Here is a 23,680-nt window from a genome sequence, read left to right as displayed (position 1 = left end):
TCGTCCTGCATAATCAGGTTATGAGCGTCCTGCGTTTTGACAATGTCAGCAAACAATATGCCGGCGGCCACCAGGCACTGGTGGACGTCAGCTTCGATGTCGCGCCCGGCGAAATGCTGTTCGTCACCGGCCATTCCGGTGCGGGCAAGAGCACGCTGCTCAAGTTGATCCACCTCGACGAGCGGCCCAGCCGCGGCGCGGTGATCTTCAACGAGCGCAACCTGCTCAAGGTGCGTGGCGGCAACATTCCACGGCATCGTCGCCAGGTCGGTGCGGTCTATCAGGACCATCGCCTGCTGATGGACCGCAGCATCGCCGAGAACGTCGCACTGCCGCTGATCCTGCGCGGCACCCGCCGGGCAGATATCGGCAAGCGGGTGCGCTCGGTGCTGGAACGCATGGGCCTTGGCCACCGCGAGAAGGCGCTGCCTTCGCAGCTCTCGGCCGGTGAGCAGCAGCGCGTCGGCATTGCCCGGGCGATCGTCAGCGAACCCACGCTGCTGGTCGCCGATGAACCCACCGGCAATCTCGATCCCACCCTGGCTGCCGAGATCATGGCGCTGTTCGCCGAACTGCCCGACCGCGGCACCAGCGTGCTGGTGGTCAGCCATGACCTGGCGTTGCTGCGGCACATGCGCAAGCGCGTACTGATCCTCGACCACGGCAAGCTGATCGACGATATCTCGCCGCAGGACCTGGCCGAATGAACACCGCCGCTTCCAAGCCCGCCTCCAAGCCTGCCACCAACAAGGACGCTGCCGCCCCGTCGCGCCTGGGCGTGTGGCTGCACCACCACGGCCACAGCGTGGTGTTCAGCCTGGGCCGCGCGTGGCGCAAGCCGTGGGCCACCTTGCTGACCATCATGGTGATGGCGCTGGCCCTGGCGTTGCCGCTGGGCCTGTCGATCGCGCTGGACAACCTGAAGCATTTCGCCGGCAGCGTGCAGCAGTCGCGTGACATCAACCTGTTCCTCAAGACCGACGTGGATGCCGCCGCGGCCGGGCAGGTGGCCGAGTCGCTGCGCGGCCGTGCCGATGTGGCCCAGGTCATCGTGCAGACACCGGAGCAGGGCCTGGCCGAACTGCGCGAGGGTGCCGGCCTGGGCGAGGCGATCGACGCGCTGCACGACAACCCGCTGCCCACCCTGCTGATCGTGACTCCCGCCGAGGGCAGCAACGATGCGCGCCTGGCGCAGTCGCTGGAAGGCCTGCCGCAGGCCGACCTGGTCCAGCATGACGCGCTCTGGCGCAAGCGCCTGGATGCGTGGCTGGGCTTTGGTGCGCGGCTGGTGCAGGTGCTGACGGTGCTGCTCGGCCTGGGCGCTGCGCTGGTGGTGGGCAATACCGTACGGCTGGACATCCAGGCCCGCCGCGACGAGATCGGCGTGCTGCAGCTGTTGGGCGCCAGCGATGGCTTCATCCGCCGCCCGTTCCTGTATCTGGGCGCGTGGTACGGCCTGGGCGCAGGCGCGCTGGCACTGGCGTTGATCGGCGCTGCCGGCCTGGCCTTGCGTCCGCCCCTGGCGGCGCTCTCGGAAAGTTATGCCAGCCCGTTCGTCCTGAAGGGGCTGGACCTGCTGCATTCATCGTTCGTGCTGGTCGGCACCGTGGTGCTGGGCTGGCTGGGCGCGTGGCTGGTGACAGGGCATTTCCTGCGCCAGACCCGACCGACCGAAACCTGAGGCCCGCATGCGCCCGCAAGCCCTGAAGCACCTGGCCGACGATGCACCGCGCGTGATGGTGGTCGACGGTTCCCGGCTGGTCCGCAAGTTGATTGCCGATGTGCTGCAACGCGAACTGCCGGCGGTGGACGTGGTGGGCTGCGCCAGCATCGAGGAGGCGCGTGAGGCATTGGCGGCCGGGCCGGTAAGCCTGGTGACCACGTCACTGACGCTCAGCGACGGCGATGGGCTGGCATTGGCGCGGCTGGTGCGCGAAACCGCGGGGCAGGCCTACGTGCCGGTGATCGTGGTGTCCGGTGATGCCCAGCAGCACCTGGAGGAGCGCCGTTTCACCGAGTACGTCACCGACTACTTCGACAAGGCGCTGGGCCATGAAGCGCTGGCCACCTTCATCCGGGGCTATGTGCAGCCGGAAACCATTCCCGGCGCGACCCTCCTGTATGTCGAGGACAGCCGGGTGGTGGCCGAGGCCACCAAGCGCATGCTCGAGCGCCAGGGCCTGAACGTACTGCACGTGATGACCGCTGAAGAAGCGTTCGCGCTGCTGACTGCCGAGTCGCTGGGCCGCAGCAGCCATCGCATCGACCTGGTGCTCACCGATGTCACCCTCAAGGGCGAACTCAGCGGCCTGGACGTGGTGGAACGCATCCGCGTGGACTTCGGCTACGGCAAGCGCCGCCTGCCGGTGCTGGTGATGACCGGCGATGGCAACCCCCTCAACCAGTCGGGCCTGCTGCAGGCCGGCGCCAATGACCTGGTGCAGAAGCCGATCGAAGAACGGCTGCTGGTGACCAAGGTGCTGTTCCAGCTGCGCCTGGCCCGACTCAACGACAGACCCGTGGTGCGATGAACGAGGCGACGCAACCGAGCATCCAGCTGGAACCCAGCTGGAAGGCACGTATTGGCGAGTGGCTGCTGCGACCGGACATGCGTGAGCTGTCCAGCTTCCTGCGCCAGCGCAAAGCCGCCGGCGCGCATGTGTTCCCGCCCGGCCCACAGATGTTCGCCGCCTTCGACGCCACGCCGTTCGAGCAGGTCAAGGTGGTGATCCTTGGCCAGGACCCTTACCACGGCGCCGGCCAGGCGCATGGCCTGAGCTTCTCGGTGATGCCCGGTGTGCCGGTGCCGCCGTCCCTGCTGAACATGTACAAGGAACTGGGCGCCGACCTGGGCATTGCGCGCCCGGACCACGGCTGCCTGTTGCCCTGGGCGCGGCAGGGCGTGCTGCTGCTGAACGCGGTGCTGACGGTGGAAGAGGGCAAGCCCGGCTCGCACCAGAAGCGCGGCTGGGAAGGCTTTACCGACCACGTGGTGGATACCCTCAACCGCGAACGCGAGGGCCTGGTGTTCCTGTTGTGGGGCAGCTACGCCCAGCAGAAGGGCAAGGTCATCGACACCGGTCGCCACCGCGTGCTCAAGGCGCCGCATCCCTCGCCGTTGTCGGCGCATCGCGGGTTCCTGGGCTGCCGGCATTTTTCCATGGCCAACGAGTATCTGGGCCGCCGCGGCCTGGGCCGGATCGACTGGTCGCTGCCGCCGCGGGCGGCGCTGGACGTCACCGGTTGAGCGGTCTGGCGGCATTGGGCTGAATGTCTGGCAACGCTCTCCGCCTGAATAGGGCTCGCGGCGTGGGATTATCCAGCCCAAAACCACGAGGTGGGGTTGATTTTTCGCCTATCCAATTGAATTTCAAGCGATTTGTGAGGCAAGGGGGTGCCCTCGCCATTGTCATCATTTCGCGGTAGGTTAGCAGGGTAATCAGCGCCAGCATCTCAATAGTAGAACGCTGGAACTTTTTTCCCCTTTAGCACTCCAATAACCGGACTGCTAAGATGAGACCCATGAGCCAGAACACCTCTACTGCCCTTGTGGCAAACAATCTCCCGATTCCCAGTGCGCTCGGTTCGCTGGACGCCTACATCGGTGCCGTGCACCAGATCCCGGTGCTGTCGGTCGATGACGAGCAGGATCTGGCCCGCCGCTTCCGCGACGAGCTCGATCTGGATGCCGCGCGCGAACTGGTCCATTCCCACCTGCGCTTCGTGGTGCACGTGGCCCGTGGCTACAACGGCTACGGGCTTGCCTTGGGCGACCTGATCCAGGAAGGCAACATCGGCCTGATGAAGGCGGTGAAGCGTTTCGACCCGGACATGGGCGTGCGCCTGGTGTCGTTCGCAGTGCATTGGATCCGTGCCGAAATGCACGAGTTCATCCTGAAGAACTGGCGCATCGTCAAGGTCGCCACCACCAAGGCGCAGCGCAAGCTGTTCTTCAACCTGCGCAAGTCCAAGACCCGCCTGGGCTGGATGAACGCGGCCGAAGTGCGCGCGGTGGCCAAGGACCTCAACGTGTCCGAGCGCGAAGTGCTGGAAATGGAGTCGCGCCTGTCCGGTCGCGATATCGGTTTCGATGCGCCCAGCGACGAGGACAACGAGAATGCGCCGCCGTCACCGGCTGCCTACCTGATGGCCGACGCCGAAGATCCGTCGATGGCCTACGAGCGCGAAGACAGCGAAGACAATCAGCTGCAGCTGCTGCGCGAAGGCATGGCCGAACTGGATGCGCGGTCGCGCGACATCATTGCCCGCCGCTGGCTGGATGCCGACAGCAAGGTGACGCTGCAGGAGCTGGCCGACGAGTACGGCGTGTCGGCCGAACGCATCCGCCAGGTCGAAGCCAACGCGCTGAAGAAGATGAAGGCGCTGTTTACCGCGTGATGCGGTGCGGCGTTGAAGGGATGACAAGGCCCGGCACTGCCGGGCCTTTTCTTTGGTTCATCGCGGAATACCGGGGAACGCTGCACGGATTTTCAGGAAGAAGTACTCCTGATCCCGATAGCCGTAGGCCCGGCGTTTGATGACCTTGATGGTGTTGTTGATGCCTTCGACGATGCTGGTATTGAGGCGGTGTCGGCAACGCGACACGATCCCATGCAGATAGGCTTTGAGCCGTTGTGCAAACAGCGCCAAGGCGGCGATTCCGCTGCGCTGGGCCTGCTCCAGCCACTGGTTCCAAGCCTTCCTGGCCCATCCGGGATGGCGGTAAAACCACAGTCGCTTGAGCTCATCACGCATCAGATAGGTGGTGAGGAGCGGTTGATTTGCTTCCAGCAGCTCATCCAGCCGCACCGTCTGATGCCGGTCCAGGTTGCTGCGATTGCGCAGTAGCAGCCATCGGCTGGATTTGATGACACGGCGCGCAGGCTTGTCGTGCCGGAGCTTGTTGGCCTGGTCCACGCGAACCCGGTCGATCACTTCGCGACCGTACTTGGCCACCACATGGAACAAGTCGAAGACGATCTCGGCATTGGGACAGTTGGCCCGGATCTCCACTTCATAGGCCGTCGTCATGTCGATCGCCACGGCGCGCAATTGCTCGGAAACGCCCGGGGGAAGCTGCTCAAAAAAGGCACGCGCCGTATCGCGGGAGCGCCCGTTGCCCAGCCAAAGTACCTGGCGACTGATCGGATCCACCACGACCGTTGCATAGCGGTGACCCTTGTGCAGCGCAAATTCGTCCATCGCCAGGTAGTGGATCTGGCTCCAGTCCGGGGCTTGGACAGACTCACGCAACAAGGCTTTATCCAGTGCCTTGACCGTATGCCAGCCCAACTGGAAAAAGCGTGCCACGGCCAGGATATTGCTGGATACCAGCAACTGGCTGACCGCTTCGGCCAGCCGGTCAGTGACCCGCTGGTAGCGGCCAAGCCAGCTCAACTTCTCCAGGCGCGGCCCAGCGCACTGGGGGCACCAGACGCGCCGTCGCGGCACCACCAGCGCAACGCGCAATGCCATCAGGGGCAGATCGCGTACCCGGCGCACCGTCGTCTCGTGCACTTGCCGGCATCGGCTCCCGCAGTGCTCGCAATGCATCGTGCGGGCCGTGGGTTTGAGGTAGATAGTGACGGTCCGGCTGTCGCCTTCCGGCCAGGCGATCCGCTCCACCCGGTAGCCTTCCCAGCCACCCAGCCTCTCAATCGTCTTCCGATCCAGCATGACCTGACCCCTGAGGCCCTGATTTCAGGCTTCAAGGGTAACGGGAGCCGGCAAAAGCTCCACGCTATTCCGCGATGAACCTTTTCTTTTCCGGTAGATCCACACCAGTGCCTCGCCGCTGATCTTTCCGACAGGAAGACGCGCTCTATGCTGATGTTCACGCCGTACCACTTAGTGGGACGGTATGATCATGCAACGTGTCTTCCGCACCCGGAGCTTCAACCGCAGCCTGCGAAGGTCCGCGCTGACCGACCTGGCGTTGTGCCGCGCGGTGGAAGAGATGCGCCGGGGCTTGGTGGATGCGGACCTGGGCGGTGGTATTTTCAAGAAGCGGGTGGCGTTGCCGGATCGTGGAAAGCGCGGCAGTGTCCGAACCATCGTGGCGACCCGGCGCGGGACACACTGGTTCTTCCTTTTTGGCTATGAGAAGAATGAGCGCGTGACGATCAACCGTACGGAACGGGATGCGCTCCAGCTGTATGCCGCGGAATTTCTGGGAATGAACTCGACACAGTTGGATCGCGCCGTGGAATGCGAGGATCTGCAGGAGATCTGTCATGACAAAGGCATCTGAACCCAGGCGCGCGAAGAGCAGGCTTCTGAAGGAGGTGCATGATGCTGCCGTGCGCCTGCATGCACATGGGGTCATCGATAAGCGCCGGTTGAGCTGCTACGAAGCGCTTTGCCTGGAGCCGGTACCCGCGTACAGCAGCGCCCAGATCCGTGCACTTCGCACGTCGCTGCAGCTCAGCCAGCCAGTGTTCGCAGGCGTTCTCAACACCAGCGTTTCCACCGTCCGCAGCTGGGAGCAGGGTGACAAGAAGCCCAGTGGACCATCGCTGAAGTTGTTGAACCTCATCGATCGAAAGGGCCTCGACGCCGTCCTGACCCGTCCTGCCATAGGTTGACACCTGTGGCGGATGATCTGGCCGCCGTCAGGCGGCCAGAGACGCCCGATGCACCGCATCGGGCGTTTGCATTTTAAGCGACAGGTGCGGCCGCTCGGCGTTATAGATCCCCACCGACTCGGCGACCATCTGGCGTGCCTGCAGCAGGTCCCGAGGCCGGTGCAGCAGGAACTCGCCCTTCAAAATTCCATTGACCCGTTCGGCCAGCGCATTCTGGTAGCAGTCGTAGCCATCGGTCATCGAGCAGGTCACCCCATGCCTGGCGTGGATCTTCTGGTAGTAGTCCGAGCAGTACTGGATACCCCGGTCGGAGTGATGGATCAGCTGCTGCCGCGTTTTTCGTTCCTTCAGCGCCATCTGCAGTGCTTGGGCGACCTGTTCGGTCTGCAGGGTGTCGTGCACGCTCCAGCCCACGATCCTGCGCGACCACACATCGGTAATCAGGCTCAGGTATACAAATTTCCCCTGCGTGGGCAGGTAGGTAATGTCGGCTACCCAGACCTGCTCACTGCCGGTCGGTACCACGCGCCCTTCGCCGGGCTTGAGAAGATTGGGGTGCCGCCGGAAGCGGTGATGGCTGTCGGTCGTCTTGTGGTACGCCCGCCGCATGGGGACCAGCAGCCGGGCATCACGAAGGACGCCAAACAGACGGTCGCGCCCCATTGCCACTCCCGATGCTTGAAGCGTCGGTCCAATCAGATGATGCAGCTTGCGCGTGCCGATGCGCGGCTGGCGCGCTCGATAGCCACCTACCAGCGCGAGCGCCCGAGCACCGTCGGCCAATTGCCGCTGCTGACGATGGCCTGCCTGATAGTACGCTTGGCGACTGATACCAAAATGCCGGCAAGCCCTTGCCACGCTTACGCCTTGGAGGCGCCTTTGCGTGAGGACTTGCCGGAAGGCTTTTTTACGATGCGCACCCCGTAGTCTTCCTTGAGCACATCCACGATGGCCTCGAAAAGCTGCGCCTTCTCGGTCGCCTCCCGCAGCTGAACCTGCAGGACTTTGATCTGTTGTTCCGGTGTCAGCGGCTTGGCCGTTCCGGACTTGGGAGCTGTGGTCATGGGGGCAGATGATGCCCCACCTGACCAGTCTTGCCGACCATGTCGCCGAAGCCACGACAGCACGGTGCTCCGTCCTTGGATTCCGTAGCGCTCCTGGGCCTGCTTGTAGGTCAGCTCCCCACGCTCGACCTGGTCCACCACCGACAACTTGAAGGCCAGCGAGTAATCCCGCTGGCTGCGCCTGATTGTTGAATTCATTGAACATTCCTCTTCCTGTGGGAAAAGGTGTCAACTCAATTCAGGACGGGTCACCTCTAGAAAAAAGGCCCGGCAATGCCGGGCCTTTCGCATTGCGTGGCAGCCAGTTGCTACCGGGACGCAAGCAGCCTCAGCTGCGCTCGCGCGCAATCGCGCGCCAGCCGATGTCGTTGCGGTGGAATTCGTGCTCCCACGAAATCGCTGCCACACCCGCATACGCATGGGCCTGCGCATCGCTCACGCTGTCGCCCAGCGCCGCTACGCACAGCACGCGGCCGCCCGCGCTGAGCACCTGGCCCTGCGCACCCAGGGTGGTGCCGGCATGGAACACCTTGGCCGTGGCCGGCACCGCGTCCAGGCCGTGGATCACCTCGCCGGTGATGGGCGTCTCCGGATACGGCGAGGCGGCCAGCACCACACCCAGCGACGGACGCGGGTCCCACTGCGCCTGTACGTCGTGCAGGCGCTCGTCAATGGCAGCATCGATCAGGTCCACCAGGTCCGACTGCAACCGCAGCATCACCGGCTGCGTTTCCGGATCGCCGAAACGCACGTTGAACTCGATCACCTTCGGCGCGCCGTCGGCATCGATCATCAGGCCCGCGTAGAGGAAACCGGTGAACGGAATGCCGTCGGCGATCATGCCCTGCACGGTCGGGTTGACCACCTCGCGCATCACCCGCGCATGCACCTCCTCGGTGACCACCGGCGCGGGCGAGTACGCGCCCATGCCGCCGGTGTTCGGGCCGGTATCGCCATCGCCCACGCGCTTGTGGTCCTGCGAAGTGGCCATTGGGAGTGCGGTGGTGCCGTCCACCATCGAGATGAAGCTGGCTTCCTCGCCGTCGAGGAATTCCTCGACCACCACGCGCGCGCCGGCATCACCGAACGCATTGCCCGAGAGCATGTCGCGTACCGCGTCCTCGGCCTCGGCCAACGTCATCGCCACGATCACGCCCTTGCCGGCGGCAAGGCCATCGGCCTTGACCACGATCGGCGCGCCTTTCCCGCGGATATAGGCCAGTGCCGGCTCTACTTCGGTATGCACCGCATAGAATGCGGTGGGGATGTTGTGGCGGGCCAGGAAATCCTTGGCGTAGGCCTTGCTGCCCTCCAACTGCGCAGCGGCGGCGGTGGGCCCGAAGATGCGGTGCCCGGCAGCGCGGAAGCGGTCGACCACCCCGGCCACCAGCGGTACTTCCGGGCCGACCACGGTGAGGCCGATGTCTTCGGCGGCCACCAGCGCCAGCAGCCCGTCCAGGTCGGTGACCTTGACCGCCACGTTGCGGCACTTGGGTTCGGTCGCGGTGCCGGCGTTGCCGGGCGCCACCAGTACCTCGCTTACTTTCGCGGACTGGGCCAGCTTCCAGGCCAGGGCGTGTTCGCGGCCGCCAGCGCCGATGACCAGGATCTTCAATGCAGTTCTCGCAAAAGGGAAGGCAAGCCGCGGATTTTACGCGGTGCGGGCGGTGGCTGCATTCGGCGCCCGGGGGTGAATGCGTCGCCTCTGCTCAGGGCGTGCCGCAGTCCTCACGCTGCAGGGCCTCCGGTACCGGGTAGGCACGCTGGTCCGGATCGAAGATCAACTGGTAGTACTCGGAGGCAGGCCCGGTGCAGTCCTGCCCGGTGCCGCGGACCACGATCGGCCTGTAGCCGTCGACCTCGTCGCTGCCACCTGGCGTGGTGGTGAAATCAATGTTGAATACGCTGTCTTCGCACTCGGCGGGGTCCGCATCGCAGTCGTAACGGGCCAGGTTGTCGATGTGTTCGCGGTAGCTGGCCACCTCACGCAGGCGGTTGTCCTGCAGGGCCACATAGGTGCGCGTGAGCAGCGAAAAGCCTTGCCCATACCAGCCATCCACAACGCGGAACGCGGGCCGCTGCGGGCCCAGCTGGTCCACTGTCACCGTGCCTGGCTGGCCACGGCTGCCCGAGTTCACCTGCAGGCGCTGGGCAATCAGCAGCAACGGCCGCGGTGTCGCGACCTCGCCGGTGGCCGGGACCACCGCCCCATCGCGCAGCACGAACAGATCGATACGGCCCGGTTCAACGCTCGCGGCCTGCTCGATGGTCTGGCAGACCGCCAGCAGGTAGTGCGGCTGGCCGGCCACCTCCACGGTCTGCCGGGCGCAGAGGCGGCGCTCGACGGGGCGTTCTGCTTCCACCTCGCGATCGTCCCAGCGGTCCTTCCACGCCGTTTCCAGCGTTGCCTTGGGCCCGTAGCGGTCATGCAGGAAGGCCAGCAGGCGCTGGTCCGGGGTGCCCGGCGGATGCAGCGTCTGCTCGATCGGTGCACTGCTGTCGAGCTGACGCCGGGGCTTGCCGGCGTCGATCGGGGCGGCCCCGTCGCAGCCGGCCAGCAGGGCCACCAGCGCCACCAGCGCAAGCACCGCGCCAACCGGGAGTGGGCGCAGGCGGCCGTCGACGTTCCTTGTCGTGGTCATCGCAGCCTCAGTGGCGGAAATGCCGCACGCCGGTGAATACCATCGCCAGGCCGTGTTCGTCGGCGGCGGCGATCACTTCGCTGTCGCGCATCGAACCGCCCGGCTGGATCACCGCCTTGATACCGGCGGCCGCTGCGGCATCGATACCATCGCGGAACGGGAAGAAGGCATCGGAAGCCATCACCGAACCCTCCACCACCAGGTGGGCGTCGGCCGCCTTGATGCCGGCGATGCGTGCCGAATAGACGCGGCTCATCTGCCCGGCCCCGACGCCGATGGTGCGGTTGTCCTTGGCATAGACAATCGCGTTGGACTTCACGAACTTGGCCACCTTCCAGGCAAACAGCAGGTCGGTGAACTGTTTGTCGGTCGGTGCCAGCTTGCTCACCACCGTCAGTTCGTCCCGGCTCATGCCGCGGTTGTCGGAGGACTGCAGCAGCAGGCCTGAACCCACCCGCTTGGTGTCGTAGTTGTTGCGACCTTGCCCGTGCGGAATGCGCAGCACGCGCACGTTGGCCTTCTTCTGCGCGTACTCCAGTACGGCCGGTTCGTAGTCCGGGGCGATCAGCACTTCCACGAACTGACGGTCCAGGATCACCTGGGCGGTGGCCAGGTCCAGCGGCATGTTGAAGGCGATGATGCCGCCGAACGCGCTGGTCGGGTCGGTAGCGTAGGCCAGCTCATAGGCATCGCCGTTGCCGGCGCCCACGGCCACGCCGCAGGGGTTGGCATGCTTGACGATCACGCAGGCCGGCGCCTCGAACTGGCGCACGCATTCCCAGGCGGCATCGGCATCGGCCAGGTTGTTGTAGCTCAGTTCCTTGCCCTGCAGCTGCTGGAATGTCGCCAGCGTGCCCGGCACCGGGTACAGGTCGCGGTAGAACGCGCCGGCCTGGTGCGGGTTTTCGCCGTAGCGCAGGTCCATCACCTTGACGAAGCTGGAATTCATCTGCGCCGGGAACTCGCTGCGCAGCGGCACGGCCGCGTCGGTGGCGGTCACCGCCGACAGGTAGTTGCTGATCGCCGCGTCGTACTGGGCCACGCGGTTGAACGCGGCCACCGAGAACGCAAAGCGCCTGGCCGCCGACAGCTGGCCGTCGTTGGCATCCAGCTCGGCCAGCAATTCGGCGTACTGCGACGGGTCGGTGGCCACGGCAACGCGGGCGAAGTTCTTGGCCGCCGAGCGCAGCATTGCCGGGCCGCCGATGTCGATGTTCTCCACGGCGTCTTCCAGCGTGCAGTCGGCCTTGGCGGTGACCGACTCGAACGGGTACAGGTTCAGCACCAGCAGGTCGATCGCCTCGATGCCGTGGTCGGCCATCACCGCCTCATCCAGGCCGGCACGGCCGAGCAGGCCGCCGTGGACCGTCGGGTGCAGGGTCTTGACCCGGCCGTCCATCATTTCCGGGAAGCCGGTGACATCGGCCACGTCCTTGACCGCCAGGCCGGCCTCGCGGATCGCCTTGGCGGTGCCGCCGGTGGACAGCAGCTCCACGTTGCGGGCGGCCAGGGCACGGGCCAGGTCGATCAGGCCGGTTTTATCGGAAACAGACAGCAGGGCCCGGCGCACGGGCAGCAGATCGGAACTCATGGGGGCAGGAGGTCGTAGCGGAGCGGGTGCATATTGTAGGCTGACCGGCATCTGCCATGGACCTGCAGGATCCGGATCGTGTCGATCTATGCGTTGAAAGGGAAATTCCAGGCGCTGTTGCGCCCGGCGGTGGGCGCACTGTTCCGCGCCGGGGTGAGCGCCAATGCAGTGACCCTGGCGGCGGCCGGGGTGTCGCTGGCGGTCGCCGCCGCCGTGTATGCGTGGGGCCCGGCGCAGCCACTGTGGTACCTGGCGCTGCCGGTGTGGATGCTGCTGCGGATGGCACTCAACGCCGTGGACGGCATGCTGGCGCGCGAGTTCGGCCAGCAATCGCGGCTGGGCGCTTATCTCAATGAGCTTTGCGACGTTATCGCCGACGCCGCCCTCTACCTGGGCCTGCTCAGCCTGCCCGGCCTCCAGGCGACCGCCGTGTGGGTGCTGGCGTGGCTGGCCGCGGTTTGCGAGTACGCTGGCGTTCTGGGCCTGATGGTGGGGGCCAGCCGCCGTTACGACGGGCCGATGGGCAAAAGCGACCGTGCCTTGGTGGTCGGGGTGATCGGGCTGTTGCTGGCGCTGGGCTGGATCGATGCAACGGTGGTGGGATGGATTGCCTGGGCGGCAGCGGCACTGTGCCTGCTGACCACCTGGCGGCGGGTTCGACAAGGATTGGCGGAGGCCGGCTGAACCAGCCGGCCCGTCGGATGCACAACGGAGTGATGCATGCGCGTACAGGAACACCTTCAGTTCCACAGCTTTGACGGACAGCCGCTGTTCTACCGGTATTGGCCGGCCAGCGCGGCCCCCGCGCCACGCCGGGCGGTGGTGCTGCTGCACCGCGGCCACGAGCATTCCGGCCGCGTGGCGCACCTGGCCGACGAGCTGGACCTGCCCGATACGGAGGTGTTCGCTTGGGACGCGCGCGGCAACGGCCAGTCGCCCGGCGAGCGCGGTGACGCGCCCGGCTTCGAGGCGCTGGTGCGCGACCTGGACAGCTTCATCGCGCACATCGGCCAGCAGCATGGCATCGCTGTGCAGGACATCGCCATCGTCGCCCAGAGCGTGGGCGCGGTGGTCGCCGCCGCCTGGGTGCACGACTACGCGCCGCCCCTGCGCGCGCTGGTACTGGCCTCGCCGGCCTTCAAGGTGAAGCTGTACGTGCCGCTGGCGGTGCCCGGCTTGAAGCTGATGCAGAAGCTGCGCGGCAACTTCTTCGTCAACAGCTACGTCAAGCCGCAATGGCTTACCCATGATCCGGCGCGGGTGGCCAGTTATCGCGACGACCCGCTGATCACCCGGCCGATCTCCGTGCGGGTGCTGCTGGGCCTGTACGAGGCCGCCGAGCGCGTGGTCGGCGATGCGCAGGCGATCACCGTGCCGACCCAGCTGCTGGTGTCCGGGTCGGACTTGGTGGTGCACCGCGCGCCGCAGGACCGCTTCTACCAGCGGCTGTCCTCGCCGATCAAGGAGCGCCACCTGCTGCCGGGTTTCTTCCACGACACCCTGGGCGAACGCGATCGCGCCCCGGCCATCGCCGCGATCCGCCGCTTTGTCAGCGAACGCTTCGCCCAACCGCTGCTGCGCCCGAGTCTGCGCGATGCGCATCGCACCGGCCCGACCTTCGACGAGGCGGAAATCCTGTCCTGGCCGCCGCAACGCAACAGCCTGAAAGACGCGTACTGGCGCTTCACCCGGGCCGGGTTGCGGGTGGGTGGCGCATTGTCCGAGGGCATCGCGCTGGGGCTGGAGAGCGGCTTCGATTCGGGCAGCACGCTGGACTACATCTACCGTGACCAAGCGCGTGGTCGGGGGCCGCTGGGGCGCATGATCGACCGCAATTACCTGGATGCGATCGGTTGGCGTGGCATCCGCATCCGCCGTACCCATGTGCGCGAACTACTGCAGCTGGCCGCCCTGCACCTGCATGGCGAAGGCCGTCCGGTAAGGGTGCTGGACGTGGCCGCCGGGCATGGCCGCTACGTGCTCGACGCGCTGGCGCAGGGGGAACTGCGCGCCGATGCGATCACCCTGCGTGATTTCAGCGAACGCAACGTCATCGACGGGCGCAAGCTGATCACCGCGTTCGCTGCCGGGGACATCGCCACCTTCGAGCAGGGCGATGCGTTCGACGCAGCCGCGCTGGCCGCGCTGCCGCTGGCGCCCACGCTGTCCACGGTATCGGGCCTGTACGAACTGTTCGCCGACAACGACGCGGTACTGCGCTCGCTGCAGGGGATTGCCGCATCGATGCGCGAGGGTGGCTACCTGGTCTATACCGGGCAGCCGTGGCACCCACAGCTGGAGTTCATCGCACGCGCGCTGACCAGCCATCGCGAAGGCGCCGCCTGGGTGATGCGCCGCCGGACCCAGCAGGAGATGGACGAGCTGGTGCGCCTGGCCGGGTTCGAGAAGGTCACCCAGCGCATCGACCGCTTCGGCATTTTCACCGTGTCGCTGGCGCGCCGGGTCGGCCATGACTGAGGGCGCGCGGCCGTGGCGGCGTGCACTGCTCTGGCTGGCCCTGCTGGGTCCGTTCTTCTTCCTCAGCTACGGCCTGGCCAACGCGATGGCCGGGCAGCTGCCGTATGTGCCCTCGATCGTGTTCGGCTGGGAAGCGAAGATCCCGTTCCAGGCCTGGACCATCGTGCCGTACTGGTCCATCGACCTGTTCTACGTGGCCTCGTTCTTCATCTGCACCCAGCGCGCCGAGCTGGACATGCACGCGCGGCGGTTGTTCACCGCCCAGGTGGTGTCGGTAGCGTGCTTCCTGCTGTGGCCGCTGCGCTTCAGCCTGGAGCGACCGGAAACCGGCGGCGTGTTCGGCTGGTTGTTCGATGTGCTGCTGGGCTTCGACAAGCCGTTCAACCAGGCGCCGTCGCTGCATATCGTGCTGCTGGTGGTGCTGTGGGTGCGCTTTGAACAGCACCTGCGCGGCGCGTGGCGCACCGCGCTGCACGTGTGGTTCGCACTGATCGGCCTGTCGGTGCTGACCACCTGGCAACATCATTTTGTCGATGTGCCCACCGGTGTGGCGGTGGGCTGGCTATGCGTCTGGCTGTGGCCGCTGCACGGCCGCTCACCGCTGGCGCAGGGGCGATGGGCGCGGGACCCGGCACGCTGGCGCCTGGCCGGGCTGTATGCACTGGGCAGCGCGCTGTGCGCCTCGTTGGCGGTGACCTTCAGCGGATGGATGCTGTGGCTGGCCTGGCCGGCATTGTCGCTGCTGCTGGTCGCGCTCGGCTATGCGGTACTGGGCAGCGCGGTGTTCCAGAAGCAGGAGAACGGACGCCTCGGCATGGCCGCCAGCTGGCTGCTGGCGCCGTACCTGCTGGCGGCATGGGTGAACTCGCGCTGGTGGACCCGACGCGCGCCGCAGCCGCAGTTGGTGATCGACGGCGTGTGGCTGGGGCGGATGCCCGATGCAGGGGCATCGCTGGCGATGCCGACCGTGGTGGATGTATGTGCCGAGCTGCCCTTCCGCAGCAAGGTGCGCCACTACCGCAGCGTGCCGATGCTGGACCTGGCCACGCCGTCAGCGGACGCGCTGCGCCGCGCCGCCGAGGCCATCGCGCATGGGCACCGCAGAGGGGATGTGCTGGTGTGCTGCGCGCTGGGTTACTCGCGCAGTGCCGCGGCCATTGCGACCTGGCTGTGCCGCAGCGGGCACGCCGACAGCGCCGATGCTGCGATCAAGCTGCTCCAGCTGGACTGCCCGTCGATCGTGCTGCATGAGCGCCATCGCGCGGCAATCGAACAGGCCGTGCAGGATCCGGCGGCAGTCAATGGAACCCCACAGGTGAATGCATGAGCATGCTGTTTCAGTTGCGGGTAATGACCGCCGTGCTGCGCCAGGCGCGTACGGCAGCGGTGATATCGGGCCTGCTGGCCGCCGCCGCGCTGGTGCTGTTGTGCCTGGCCACGCCAGCGCGGGACGTGGCCGCGCTGGCGTTTGTATCGTTGTTGGCGGCCGCCGGGCAGGCTTACTACGGTGCGCGGGCAAGTTTCGACGCGGCGTTGCTGGAAGCGATGCAGGCCAGCCACCCCGACGCCGCGCCGGGGGTGATCGACGACGTGCTGCAGAAACTGGGCTTGCGCGAGGCGGCGGCCAGTACGCGCGGCTGGCACGCGCGCTGGCAGGGCATGCGCCGGCTGCTGCGCGGGCAGTTGCTGTGCGTGGCGGGGCAGGCGCTGGCCCTGCTGGCCGCGTTGCTGCTGAAGACGGTGGTGTGATGACGGCGCACATAGCCCCTGCAGGGAGCCCGGCCCATGTTCGCTGACCTCATCGCGCGTGGCTGCAGCGGTGCGATCCGCGCGCTGACCGGTGCACGTGCGTTGTGGCAGGGCTGTGCGCCCTCCAGCGAGCACCGGGTGTACTACGGCAACCATGCCAGCCACGGCGACTTCGTGCTGATCTGGTCGGCACTGCCGATCACCCTGCGGCGCCAGGTGCGTCCGGTCGCGGCGGCCGACTACTGGCAGCGCGACCGCTTGCGCCGTTACCTGATCCATGCGGTGTTCAATGGCGTGTTGATCGAGCGCGACCCGGGCAAGCGCCACGAGGACCCGATCGCCTGCCTGTGCCAAGCCGTGGACGAGGGAAATTCGCTGATCCTGTTCCCGGAAGGCACGCGCAATACCGACGAAGGCGTGCTGCCCTTCAAGAGTGGCATCTACCACCTGGCGCGGCAGCGCCCCGAGCTGGAGTTCGTGCCGGTGTGGATCGACAACCTCAAGCGGGTAATGCCCAAGGGCCGCTGGTTGCCGTTGCCGCTGTTGTGCACCACCACCTTCGGTGAACCCCTGCGGCTGAAGGCCGACGAGGACAAGGAACGGTTCCTTGAGCGTGCCCGCATGGCGCTGCTGGCACTGGACCCGCAACCGCGCCGGGGCCGCGCATGATGGCGGCCGCGGGCGTGCTGTTGTTCTCCAGCCTGGCCGGTGACGTGGCGCGGTTGTCCACCCACGCGCAGACCCGGTTGCTGTTCGTCGGCATCGCCGTGGTGTTGGTGGTGGCCACGGTGATTGCCGAGACCCTGCGCTGGCGCTCACGGCATGCGCCCAGCACGGTGCTGGCCAACCTGGTATCGCGGATCCGTGCGTGGTGGGTGATGGCGGCGGTGGTGGCGCTGGCGTTCTTCTTCGGCCGTACCGGCGTGGTGATCCTGTTTGCGCTGGTGTCGCTGTTCGCGCTGCGCGAGTTCATCACCCTCACCCCCACCCGCGCTGGCGATTACTACGCGCTGCTGGTGGCGTTCTACGTGGTGCTGCCCTGGCAGTACTGGCTGGTGTGGACCGACTGGTACGGCATGTACACGCTGCTGATCCCGGTGTACGCGTTCCTGTTCCTGCCGATCCTGTCCACGATCGGCGGCGATACCACCGATTACCTGGAGCGTACCTCCAAGGTGCAGTGGGGCCTGATGATCTGCGTGTTCTGCATCTCACACGTGCCGGCCCTGCTGAACCTTCGCCTGGCCGGGGTGGAGCCGGCGCGCAACCTGCTGCTGTTCGCCTTCCTGGTGATCGTGGTGCAGTCCTCGGACGTGCTGCAGTACATCTGGGGCAAGTTGATCGGCAGGCGCCTGATCGCGCCGAAGCTGTCGCCCTCCAAGACGGTGGAAGGCTTCATCGGCGGCGTGCTGTCGGCCAGCGCGCTGGGCGCGGCGTTGTGGTGGCTGACCCCGTTCACGCCGTGGCAGGCGTTCGGGATGTCGCTGGTGGTCAACCTGATGGGATTCTGGGGTGGCCTGGTGATGTCGGCGATCAAGCGCGATCGCGGCATCAAGGACTGGGGCCACATGATCGAGGGCCATGGCGGCATGCTCGACCGGTTGGATTCGGTGTGTTTCGCCGCACCGGTATTTTTCCACCTGGTGCGGTATTTCTGGAGCGGTTGAGGCGTTGTACGGGCGTCATCGCTCAGGTGGCGATGCCGTATTCCTTCAACTTCTTGCGCAGCGTGGCGCGATGGATGCCCAGCATTGCCGCCGCGCGGCTCTGGTTGCCTTCGCAGTGGTTGAGCACTTCCACGAACAGCGGGATTTCCATTTCGCGCAGGACGATCTCGTACACATCGTCGGCATCGCAGCCATCCAGGTCCCGCAGGTAGCGCCTGACCGATTGGGCCACGTGTTCGCGCAGCGGTGGCTTCGGCGCGCCACGACTATTGTCAGGACGAGAAAGGACAGCGTTCAAGAAGTATCCCGGTGCAGATGCCGGGGTAGACAGCAGCCCCTGGCGGAGAAATGTAGGGGGCCAGTCTAGCGCGTGCGTGGGCAGGCTGCCACGCTCACCCCTGGAATGCCCGGTTACAGGAACTCGAAGGTGAATGCGACGGTGGACGCGGCCGGTTCGCGCACGCGGAATGCAATCTGTGCGCTTTGTCCCGGTTCCAATCCGCTGTGGGTGTCCAGCGCAGGGTCCAGGTAATCGCGGGGTGCGAACACGCCGGTGCCGATGACGCGGCCGTCGGCATCGGACAGCGACAACCGCAGCGATGGCCAGGCCTGGGCCCAGCGTGCATCGTTACGGAAGCTGGCCTGCACCTGCAGGGCACCGGGCTGGCCGGTGACCGGTCGCACATCGCGGCTGAGCATGCTGATCGCCGCAGGCTCCTGCCAGGCCGGCAGGCGACAGCGCAACACGCTGCATAGCCCGGCGATCCACGGCCGGGTGCCGGCATCGGCAGCGAGGCGGGCGCGATCGGCCACCGCGATCTGCACGGTCAACAGCACGATCAGGCCGGCCAGCACTGCCCACTGCCAGCGTGGCGTGTGCAGGCGCTGGGGCGGCACGTGCATGAAACGTGGCGCGATGCCGCCACGCGCGTCAGCGGGTGTGGCGCGGTGGTCGGCATCGTCAGTGCCGGCCGCCGTCGCCGTCGCCGTCGGCGCGATGTCAGCCGCTGCCGCAGGCGCGGCGTGGGCCGTGTCCTGGCTGGGTTCGATGACGGGCTGCGGTTGTTCGCCATCGCCATCGCGCTCGCCGGGCGGTGGATCGAACACCGAGACCGGCGGCGATTCCCGTTCCTCCGCACGGACCTCCGGCGCCGGCAACGGTGCATCGTCCGCGGCGGCCGGGTCGGGACGTGACGCATCGTCCTGGCGGGTGCGCAGGAACGTTGCCAGGGGTCGGCGGGGCGGCGGCGTAGGCTCGGTCATCGGGTCGGGGCCGGGCAGCAGGGTCGCGCCCATTCAAGCACGTTCAAGCCGCCTCACGCGCGGCGGATGCCGGTGATGCGCATCCAGTCGTCGTCCTGTGCCACCTCCAGCTGCTCGAACCACGGTGCGTAACGCACCAGCAGCTCCGCTTCCTGTCCATGCAGGATGCCCGACAGCGCAATGCGACCGCCGGTGGCGACGCGCGCGGCCAGCACCTCGGCCAAGGCATCCAGTGCCGAGGCCAGGATGTTGGCCACCACCACCGGGTAGGTAGCCTGCGGTTCGTCATGGGGCAGGTACACCTGCACCCGGTCCTGCAGGCCGTTGCGCTCGGCGTTGTCGCCGGTGGCGATCACCGCCTGCGGGTCGTTGTCCACGCCCACGGCCTGCGCGGCACCGAGCTTCAGCGCGGCCAGCGCGAGGATGCCCGAGCCACAGCCGAAGTCGAGCACGCTACGGCCCTCCAGCAGGCCTTGCGCTGCCAGCCCATCAAGCCAGCGCAGGCACAGCGCGGTGGTCGGGTGGGTACCCGAGCCGAACGCCAGGCCCGGGTCGAGCCGGATCACCGCCGCGTCATCGGCCTGCGCGGCGTCGGGCAGTTCGTGGTTCCACGGCACGATCCAGGTGCGCTCGCCGAAGGCCATCGGATGGAACTGGTCCAGCCAGGCGCGTTCCCAGTCTTCATCCTGGACGGCGCGGAAGCTGGCCTGCGACCAGTCCAGGCCGGGATCGAAGGCTTCCAGCGCGGCCAACAGCGCCAGTGCGTTGGTCTCGGCGGCGAACAGCGCCGTCAGCACCAGGTCGTTCCACAGCGGGGTCTCACCCACGCCCGGTTCCAGGATCGCACGCTCGTTGCTGGTATCGGCATCGGCGTCGAGCAGGGTGACCGCCAGCGCGCCGACGTCGTCCAGCGCGTTTTCGTAGCGGGGCTGGGTGGCTTCGCTGCAGCGTAGGGAGAGTTCGAGGAACGGCATGGGGGCAAAGACCTGCGGAAAACCGTGAATGCTAGACCATTGTGGGCGGTCGCGGCCCGTGCATCGTCATTGTTGTGTCTCGCACGGCGGCGAGAATGCGACCGATAGGCGGTTCAGACAGCTCCACGGAGGCTTGCTAAACTTGGCGTTCTTCTGCCTATCGGTATCCCCGCTCCCGCGCATGGCGATCGTGCCCACCCTCAAAACCTGGTTGCTGGTCGTACCGGCCCTGGCGTTGCTGGGGGTGGTGGGCTACCGCGCCGGTGGTCACGTGCGCCACGACGATGCGGCGCCCTCGGCGATCAACGAGGCACCGGGGACGATGGATGCGGCAATGCCGGTGCAGGCGCAGCAACTGGCGCGCCAGTTGCTGTCGGTGGAGCGGGGCAACGCGATCCCCTCGGGCCTGCCGCTGGACATCCGCGCCGATATCGAAGGCGACACCGATCTGTATGCCTATGCCCAGCGCCTGCAGCTGCAGGCCAGCAACGGCAATGCCGAAGCCGGCTGGATGGTCAGCCGGGTGTATGACTATTGCGCGATCTACGCGATGGACCCGGGCGGCTACCAGCTGGACAACGCCTTGCTGTCGGGCATGGGCATGACCGCCTCGCCGGCGATGGTGCAGGCGCGCGAGCGGGTGGCGCGGCGCTGCGCCGGGTTCGTGGCCAGCGACCATCTCGGCCGCCAGCTGATCCTGGCCCAGCGCGTGCAGGCGGCCAAGGCCGGCAATCTGGCCGCCGAAGCCTCGCTGTTCGCCGAGGGTGAGCCGCTGCAGAACAGCCCGGAGTATCGCCGCGGGTTGGTGGAGCGGGTGATGGATTCGCGCGACCCGGAAGCCTACATGGCGCTGTCCACCGGCATGGGCGTGCGTGCCAGCGGCGACCGCGCGATGGAGGGAATGGTGGCCGGCGATCAGTTCAGCGAACTGGCCTGGCGGTTGGCGGCGTGTGAGCTGGGCATGGCCTGCGGGCCGGACAGCGTGCTGATGAACAATTTCTGCGCGAACGGAGGGATCTGTTCGCAGGACGGCGGCCAGGATTTTGGCGCCTTCGTATATGACGCCGCGGTTTCGCGGCAAGGTGCGGGGAAAATGAAAACGTTGGTTGAATTGCTGGTCAAGCAGAGGAAAGGGCGATGAATTACCGTCGAATCCTGCACGGTGCCAAGTTCTGGTTCTGGGTAGTACTGTTCGTGGCGTACTCGGCCGGTGCGGTGGGCCTGGTGATGATCGATACCTACGAGGATCGTTATCGCAGCCTGTCCAAGGTCAAGCTGACCTCGGTCAAGGCCAATGAAGACGTGCGCCGCGCCGGTGCCAGCCAGGTGGCTGCGGTGTATCGCGCGCAGAGCGGCATGCCGTTCGCCTCGTTGCCGGCCGGCAGCACCTTCCAGGTGGTCTGGCCCGATGGCTCCACCGAGACCATGGTGATTGTCGACCCGACCTCGTCGCAGGGCGTGGCGCCGGTCCGCAACACCCAGGTGACGTCGGCCGACGCCTCGCGTTGAGCCCGGACAGGGCGGCGGGCGCCGACGTTGCGCGCCCGTTGCGGTGGGTGCTGTTGCCGGGTCTGGTATGCGCTGCACGGCCTGCAGTCGTTGCTGTACCCGGCGCCGGTACGTGCGCTGCCGATGCCGGCACTCATGCCGCGCACGGTAGGTACCGACCGTTGGTCGGTACGATCCACCCGATCGGAAGCAAACAAAAAGGCGGGGTAATCCCCGCCTTTCTGCTGTAACGCATGGTGCCGTCGATCAGGTCAACGCGATCGACTTGGTCTTGCGTTCGGCCAGGCGCTTTTCCAGGTAGTGGATGTTCTGCCCACCGGCCTGGAAGCCCTTGTCGCGCATGATCCGCTGCTGCAGCGCGACGTTGGTCTTGATCCCGTCCACCACCATCTCGCTCAGTGCCACGCGCATGCGCGCGATCGCGGTTTCGCGATCCGGGCCGTGCACGATCAGCTTGCCGATCATCGAGTCGTAGTTCGGCGGTACGCGGTAGCCGGCGTAGATGTGGGTATCCACGCGCACGCCAGGGCCGCCGGGCGGGTGGAACGCGGTGATCTGGCCCGGGCTCGGCACGAAGGTTTCGGCATCTTCGGCGTTGATGCGGCATTCGATCGCGTGGCCGGTCAGCACGATGTCGCTCTGCTTGAGCGACAACTTCTGGCCGGCGGCGATCTTCAGCTGCTCCACCACCAGATCGATGCCGGTCACCATTTCGGTCACCGGATGCTCCACCTGGATACGGGTGTTCATTTCGATGAAGTAGAAGCGGCCGTCTTCGTACAGGAACTCGAAGGTGCCCGCGCCGCGATAGCCGATGCGGATGCAGGCTTCCACGCAGACCTTGCCGATCTGCTCGCGGTCTTCGGCGCTGATGCCCGGTGCCGGTGCTTCTTCCACCACCTTCTGGTGGCGGCGCTGCATCGAGCAGTCGCGCTCACCCAGGTGGATTGCGTTGCCCTGGCCGTCGGCGAGTACCTGGATCTCCACGTGGCGCGGATTTTCCAGGAACTTCTCCATGTACACCTCACCATTGCCGAACGCGGCCTTGGCCTCGCTCTTGGTGGTCTCGATGGAGGTCTTCAACGACGCTTCGGCATGCACCACGCGCATGCCACGACCGCCACCGCCGCCAGAGGCCTTGATGATGACCGGGTAACCGATCTCACGGGCGATCTTGGTGTTGGCCACGATGTCCTCGCCCAGCGGGCCGCCCGAGCCGGGCACGCACGGCACGCCGGCGGCCTTCATCGCGCGGATCGCTTCCACCTTGTCGCCCATCAGGCGGATGGTGTCGGCCTTGGGGCCGATGAAGATGAAACCGGACTCTTCCACGCGCTCGGCGAAGTTGGCGTTCTCCGACAGGAAGCCATAGCCGGGGTGGATCGCCTGCGCGTCAGTTACTTCGGCCGCGGCGATCAATGCCGGGATGTTGAGGTAGCTGTCGGCCGAGGCCGCCGGACCGATGCAGACCGATTCATCGGCCATGGCCACGTGCTTGAGGTTGCGGTCGACCGTGGAATGCACGGCCACCGTGCGGATGCCCAGGGTGTGGCACGCGCGCAGGATGCGCAGCGCGATCTCACCCCGGTTGGCAATGACGATTTTGTCGAGCATGGTCTGCCCCTCAGCCGATCACGAACAGCGGCTGGTCGAATTCCACCGGCTGGCCGTTCTCACCCAGGATGGCCACGATGGTGCCCGACGCATCGGCTTCGATCGGGTTGAACATCTTCATCGCCTCGATGATGGCCAGGGTCTCGCCTTCCTTGACCTGCTGGCCAATGCTGACGAAGGCCGGCTTTTCCGGCGAAGACGACGAATAGAACGTGCCGACCATCGGCGAGCGCAGCACGTGGCCGTCGGGCAGGGCATTGCCCGGCTTGGCGGTGCCGCCGGTGGACGCTTCGGTGGGCGACTGCATCGGCATGGCCGGGGCAGCAGCGGCCGGCGCGGCATACACCGGCGCGGGCTGGGCAGCCATCTGCGCGAAGGTGCCGACCGGGGCGCGCGACAGGCGCACGGATTCTTCGCCTTCCTTGATTTCGATTTCGGCGAGGTTCGACTCTTCCAGCAGGTCGATCAGCTTCTTGATTTTGCGGAGATCCATGGTGGCCTCTTGGCTTGTGATGTGGTGTGGTGATTGGGGTGGAAAGCGCGGT

25 protein-coding genes are annotated in these 23,680 nt (G+C 66.5%); 15 read left to right on the top strand and 10 right to left on the bottom strand.

Annotated elements, in window-relative coordinates; genetic code table 11:
* Positions 1-20: 20 nt before the first annotated feature.
* The 5 genes from ftsE to rpoH all read left to right on the top strand — a co-directional run bounded on the left by ftsE (position 21) and on the right by rpoH (position 4,398).
* A complete protein-coding gene (gene ftsE, locus AC3IR9_RS18875; protein ID WP_489292675.1) occupies positions 21-707 on the top strand; it encodes a cell division ATP-binding protein FtsE in 687 nt (228 codons plus the stop codon).
* A complete protein-coding gene (gene ftsX / locus AC3IR9_RS18870) occupies positions 704-1,681 on the top strand; it encodes a permease-like cell division protein FtsX (protein WP_489292673.1) in 978 nt (325 codons plus the stop codon). The genes ftsE and ftsX overlap by 4 nt, the downstream gene beginning before the upstream one ends.
* A gap of 7 nt (positions 1,682-1,688) precedes the next feature.
* The gene (locus tag AC3IR9_RS18865) at positions 1,689-2,531 is read left to right on the top strand and encodes a response regulator (RefSeq protein ID WP_489292671.1); all 843 of its coding nucleotides are present in this window, start codon (positions 1,689-1,691) and stop codon (positions 2,529-2,531) included.
* Entirely contained in the window at positions 2,528-3,247 is a 720-nt protein-coding gene (ung, locus tag AC3IR9_RS18860; RefSeq protein ID WP_489292669.1) for a uracil-DNA glycosylase, read from the top strand. Before AC3IR9_RS18865 ends, ung begins: the two co-directional genes overlap by 4 nt.
* A gap of 275 nt (positions 3,248-3,522) precedes the next feature.
* On the top strand, positions 3,523-4,398 hold the full coding sequence (gene rpoH, locus AC3IR9_RS18855; protein ID WP_489292667.1) for an RNA polymerase sigma factor RpoH: 876 nt from the start codon (positions 3,523-3,525) through the stop codon (positions 4,396-4,398).
* A gap of 57 nt (positions 4,399-4,455) precedes the next feature.
* Here rpoH and AC3IR9_RS18850 read toward each other — a convergent pair whose 3' ends face one another.
* Positions 4,456-5,676: an ISL3 family transposase gene (locus AC3IR9_RS18850; RefSeq protein WP_489291085.1), complete on the bottom strand. Its 1,221-nt coding sequence runs from the start codon at positions 5,674-5,676 to the stop codon at positions 4,456-4,458.
* Positions 5,677-5,866: 190 nt separating this feature from the next.
* Between AC3IR9_RS18850 and AC3IR9_RS18845 the strand changes: the two genes are divergently transcribed.
* Positions 5,867-6,250: a type II toxin-antitoxin system RelE/ParE family toxin gene (locus AC3IR9_RS18845; RefSeq protein WP_489292665.1), complete on the top strand. Its 384-nt coding sequence runs from the start codon at positions 5,867-5,869 to the stop codon at positions 6,248-6,250.
* Entirely contained in the window at positions 6,234-6,584 is a 351-nt protein-coding gene (locus AC3IR9_RS18840; RefSeq protein WP_489292663.1) for a helix-turn-helix domain-containing protein, read from the top strand. Before AC3IR9_RS18845 ends, AC3IR9_RS18840 begins: the two co-directional genes overlap by 17 nt.
* Before the next feature lie 27 nt (positions 6,585-6,611).
* Here the strand turns inward: AC3IR9_RS18840 and AC3IR9_RS18835 are convergent.
* The 4 genes from AC3IR9_RS18835 to purH all read right to left on the bottom strand — a co-directional run bounded on the left by AC3IR9_RS18835 (position 6,612) and on the right by purH (position 11,881).
* Positions 6,612-7,846 (bottom strand): IS3 family transposase gene (locus AC3IR9_RS18835; RefSeq protein WP_489291031.1). Its coding sequence is split into 2 segments (ribosomal slippage): positions 6,612-7,495 and positions 7,495-7,846, totalling 1,236 coding nucleotides; the frame shifts between segments, so codons are not numbered across the junction.
* Positions 7,847-7,976: 130 nt separating this feature from the next.
* Positions 7,977-9,263 carry a phosphoribosylamine--glycine ligase gene (gene purD / locus AC3IR9_RS18830; protein ID WP_489292661.1) on the bottom strand — a complete coding sequence of 429 codons (1,287 nt, stop codon included), beginning with the start codon at positions 9,261-9,263 and terminating at the stop codon, positions 7,977-7,979.
* A 94-nt stretch (positions 9,264-9,357) separates the two neighbouring features.
* The gene (locus AC3IR9_RS18825; RefSeq protein WP_489292659.1) at positions 9,358-10,290 is read right to left on the bottom strand and encodes a hypothetical protein; all 933 of its coding nucleotides are present in this window, start codon (positions 10,288-10,290) and stop codon (positions 9,358-9,360) included.
* Between the two features lie 7 nt (positions 10,291-10,297).
* On the bottom strand, positions 10,298-11,881 hold the full coding sequence (gene purH, locus AC3IR9_RS18820; RefSeq protein WP_489292657.1) for a bifunctional phosphoribosylaminoimidazolecarboxamide formyltransferase/IMP cyclohydrolase: 1,584 nt from the start codon (positions 11,879-11,881) through the stop codon (positions 10,298-10,300).
* A gap of 75 nt (positions 11,882-11,956) precedes the next feature.
* Here purH and AC3IR9_RS18815 point away from each other — a divergent pair, with 75 nt between their 5' ends.
* The 6 genes from AC3IR9_RS18815 to AC3IR9_RS18790 are packed head-to-tail and all read left to right on the top strand — an operon-like array spanning position 11,957 to position 17,775.
* Positions 11,957-12,565 carry a CDP-alcohol phosphatidyltransferase family protein gene (locus AC3IR9_RS18815; RefSeq protein ID WP_489295907.1) on the top strand — a complete coding sequence of 203 codons (609 nt, stop codon included), beginning with the start codon at positions 11,957-11,959 and terminating at the stop codon, positions 12,563-12,565.
* A gap of 36 nt (positions 12,566-12,601) precedes the next feature.
* Positions 12,602-14,359, top strand: a complete 1,758-nt coding sequence (locus AC3IR9_RS18810; protein ID WP_489292655.1) for a bifunctional alpha/beta hydrolase/class I SAM-dependent methyltransferase — start codon at positions 12,602-12,604, stop codon at positions 14,357-14,359.
* Positions 14,352-15,686 (top strand): phosphatase PAP2/dual specificity phosphatase family protein, encoded by a 1,335-nt coding sequence (locus AC3IR9_RS18805; protein ID WP_489292653.1) that lies wholly within the window; start codon positions 14,352-14,354, stop codon positions 15,684-15,686. Before AC3IR9_RS18810 ends, AC3IR9_RS18805 begins: the two co-directional genes overlap by 8 nt.
* A complete protein-coding gene (locus tag AC3IR9_RS18800) occupies positions 15,683-16,108 on the top strand; it encodes a hypothetical protein (RefSeq protein ID WP_489292651.1) in 426 nt (141 codons plus the stop codon). The genes AC3IR9_RS18805 and AC3IR9_RS18800 overlap by 4 nt, the downstream gene beginning before the upstream one ends.
* A gap of 36 nt (positions 16,109-16,144) precedes the next feature.
* Positions 16,145-16,777, top strand: coding sequence for a lysophospholipid acyltransferase family protein (locus AC3IR9_RS18795; protein ID WP_489292649.1), 633 nt, complete (start codon positions 16,145-16,147; stop codon positions 16,775-16,777).
* Entirely contained in the window at positions 16,777-17,775 is a 999-nt protein-coding gene (locus AC3IR9_RS18790; RefSeq protein WP_489295905.1) for a phosphatidate cytidylyltransferase, read from the top strand. Before AC3IR9_RS18795 ends, AC3IR9_RS18790 begins: the two co-directional genes overlap by 1 nt.
* A gap of 22 nt (positions 17,776-17,797) precedes the next feature.
* Here the strand turns inward: AC3IR9_RS18790 and fis are convergent, their stop codons facing one another.
* From fis to prmA, 3 genes are all read right to left on the bottom strand, one after another.
* Entirely contained in the window at positions 17,798-18,073 is a 276-nt protein-coding gene (gene fis, locus AC3IR9_RS18785; RefSeq protein ID WP_038685853.1) for a DNA-binding transcriptional regulator Fis, read from the bottom strand.
* A 113-nt stretch (positions 18,074-18,186) separates the two neighbouring features.
* Complete coding sequence (locus tag AC3IR9_RS18780; protein WP_489295903.1) at positions 18,187-19,038, bottom strand: DUF3426 domain-containing protein; 852 nt, start codon at positions 19,036-19,038, stop codon at positions 18,187-18,189.
* A 53-nt stretch (positions 19,039-19,091) separates the two neighbouring features.
* Complete coding sequence (gene prmA, locus AC3IR9_RS18775) at positions 19,092-20,012, bottom strand: 50S ribosomal protein L11 methyltransferase (RefSeq protein WP_489292647.1); 921 nt, start codon at positions 20,010-20,012, stop codon at positions 19,092-19,094.
* Positions 20,013-20,193: 181 nt separating this feature from the next.
* On the opposite strand from prmA, the gene AC3IR9_RS18770 reads away from it, so the two are divergent.
* Together AC3IR9_RS18770 and AC3IR9_RS18765 are read left to right on the top strand one after the other, a co-directional pair.
* The gene (locus AC3IR9_RS18770) at positions 20,194-21,153 is read left to right on the top strand and encodes a hypothetical protein (RefSeq protein ID WP_489292645.1); all 960 of its coding nucleotides are present in this window, start codon (positions 20,194-20,196) and stop codon (positions 21,151-21,153) included.
* Entirely contained in the window at positions 21,150-21,521 is a 372-nt protein-coding gene (locus tag AC3IR9_RS18765; RefSeq protein WP_489292644.1) for a hypothetical protein, read from the top strand. Before AC3IR9_RS18770 ends, AC3IR9_RS18765 begins: the two co-directional genes overlap by 4 nt.
* 246 nt (positions 21,522-21,767) lie before the next feature.
* On the opposite strand, the gene accC is transcribed toward AC3IR9_RS18765, so the two are convergent.
* Together accC and accB are read right to left on the bottom strand one after the other, a co-directional pair.
* The gene (gene accC / locus AC3IR9_RS18760; RefSeq protein ID WP_489292643.1) at positions 21,768-23,135 is read right to left on the bottom strand and encodes an acetyl-CoA carboxylase biotin carboxylase subunit; all 1,368 of its coding nucleotides are present in this window, start codon (positions 23,133-23,135) and stop codon (positions 21,768-21,770) included.
* Between the two features lie 10 nt (positions 23,136-23,145).
* Complete coding sequence (gene accB / locus AC3IR9_RS18755; RefSeq protein WP_489292642.1) at positions 23,146-23,628, bottom strand: acetyl-CoA carboxylase biotin carboxyl carrier protein; 483 nt, start codon at positions 23,626-23,628, stop codon at positions 23,146-23,148.
* Between the last annotated feature and the right edge of the window lie 52 nt (positions 23,629-23,680).

This window comes from Stenotrophomonas sp. GL_101, assembly GCF_057835675.1.
Note: the sequence above shows the minus strand (reverse complement) of the source record. Positions and strands in the feature narration are given on the sequence as shown.

Coding starts and splice junctions, on each gene's coding strand:
- AC3IR9_RS18765 (WP_489292644.1), top strand. CDS start 21,150: ATGAATTACCGTCGAATCCTGCACGGTGCCAAGTTCTGGTTCTGGGTA.
- AC3IR9_RS18850 (WP_489291085.1), bottom strand. CDS start 5,676: ATGCTGGATCGGAAGACGATTGAGAGGCTGGGTGGCTGGGAAGGCTAC.
- accC (WP_489292643.1), bottom strand. CDS start 23,135: ATGCTCGACAAAATCGTCATTGCCAACCGGGGTGAGATCGCGCTGCGC.
- AC3IR9_RS18810 (WP_489292655.1), top strand. CDS start 12,602: ATGCGCGTACAGGAACACCTTCAGTTCCACAGCTTTGACGGACAGCCG.
- AC3IR9_RS18825 (WP_489292659.1), bottom strand. CDS start 10,290: ATGACCACGACAAGGAACGTCGACGGCCGCCTGCGCCCACTCCCGGTT.
- ftsX (WP_489292673.1), top strand. CDS start 704: ATGAACACCGCCGCTTCCAAGCCCGCCTCCAAGCCTGCCACCAACAAG.
- ung (WP_489292669.1), top strand. CDS start 2,528: ATGAACGAGGCGACGCAACCGAGCATCCAGCTGGAACCCAGCTGGAAG.
- accB (WP_489292642.1), bottom strand. CDS start 23,628: ATGGATCTCCGCAAAATCAAGAAGCTGATCGACCTGCTGGAAGAGTCG.
- AC3IR9_RS18865 (WP_489292671.1), top strand. CDS start 1,689: ATGCGCCCGCAAGCCCTGAAGCACCTGGCCGACGATGCACCGCGCGTG.
- AC3IR9_RS18790 (WP_489295905.1), top strand. CDS start 16,777: ATGGCGGCCGCGGGCGTGCTGTTGTTCTCCAGCCTGGCCGGTGACGTG.
- rpoH (WP_489292667.1), top strand. CDS start 3,523: ATGAGCCAGAACACCTCTACTGCCCTTGTGGCAAACAATCTCCCGATT.
- ftsE (WP_489292675.1), top strand. CDS start 21: ATGAGCGTCCTGCGTTTTGACAATGTCAGCAAACAATATGCCGGCGGC.
- AC3IR9_RS18770 (WP_489292645.1), top strand. CDS start 20,194: ATGGCGATCGTGCCCACCCTCAAAACCTGGTTGCTGGTCGTACCGGCC.
- AC3IR9_RS18845 (WP_489292665.1), top strand. CDS start 5,867: ATGCAACGTGTCTTCCGCACCCGGAGCTTCAACCGCAGCCTGCGAAGG.
- prmA (WP_489292647.1), bottom strand. CDS start 20,012: ATGCCGTTCCTCGAACTCTCCCTACGCTGCAGCGAAGCCACCCAGCCC.
- AC3IR9_RS18840 (WP_489292663.1), top strand. CDS start 6,234: ATGACAAAGGCATCTGAACCCAGGCGCGCGAAGAGCAGGCTTCTGAAG.
- AC3IR9_RS18795 (WP_489292649.1), top strand. CDS start 16,145: ATGTTCGCTGACCTCATCGCGCGTGGCTGCAGCGGTGCGATCCGCGCG.
- purH (WP_489292657.1), bottom strand. CDS start 11,881: ATGAGTTCCGATCTGCTGCCCGTGCGCCGGGCCCTGCTGTCTGTTTCC.
- AC3IR9_RS18805 (WP_489292653.1), top strand. CDS start 14,352: ATGACTGAGGGCGCGCGGCCGTGGCGGCGTGCACTGCTCTGGCTGGCC.
- AC3IR9_RS18780 (WP_489295903.1), bottom strand. CDS start 19,038: ATGACCGAGCCTACGCCGCCGCCCCGCCGACCCCTGGCAACGTTCCTG.
- AC3IR9_RS18800 (WP_489292651.1), top strand. CDS start 15,683: ATGAGCATGCTGTTTCAGTTGCGGGTAATGACCGCCGTGCTGCGCCAG.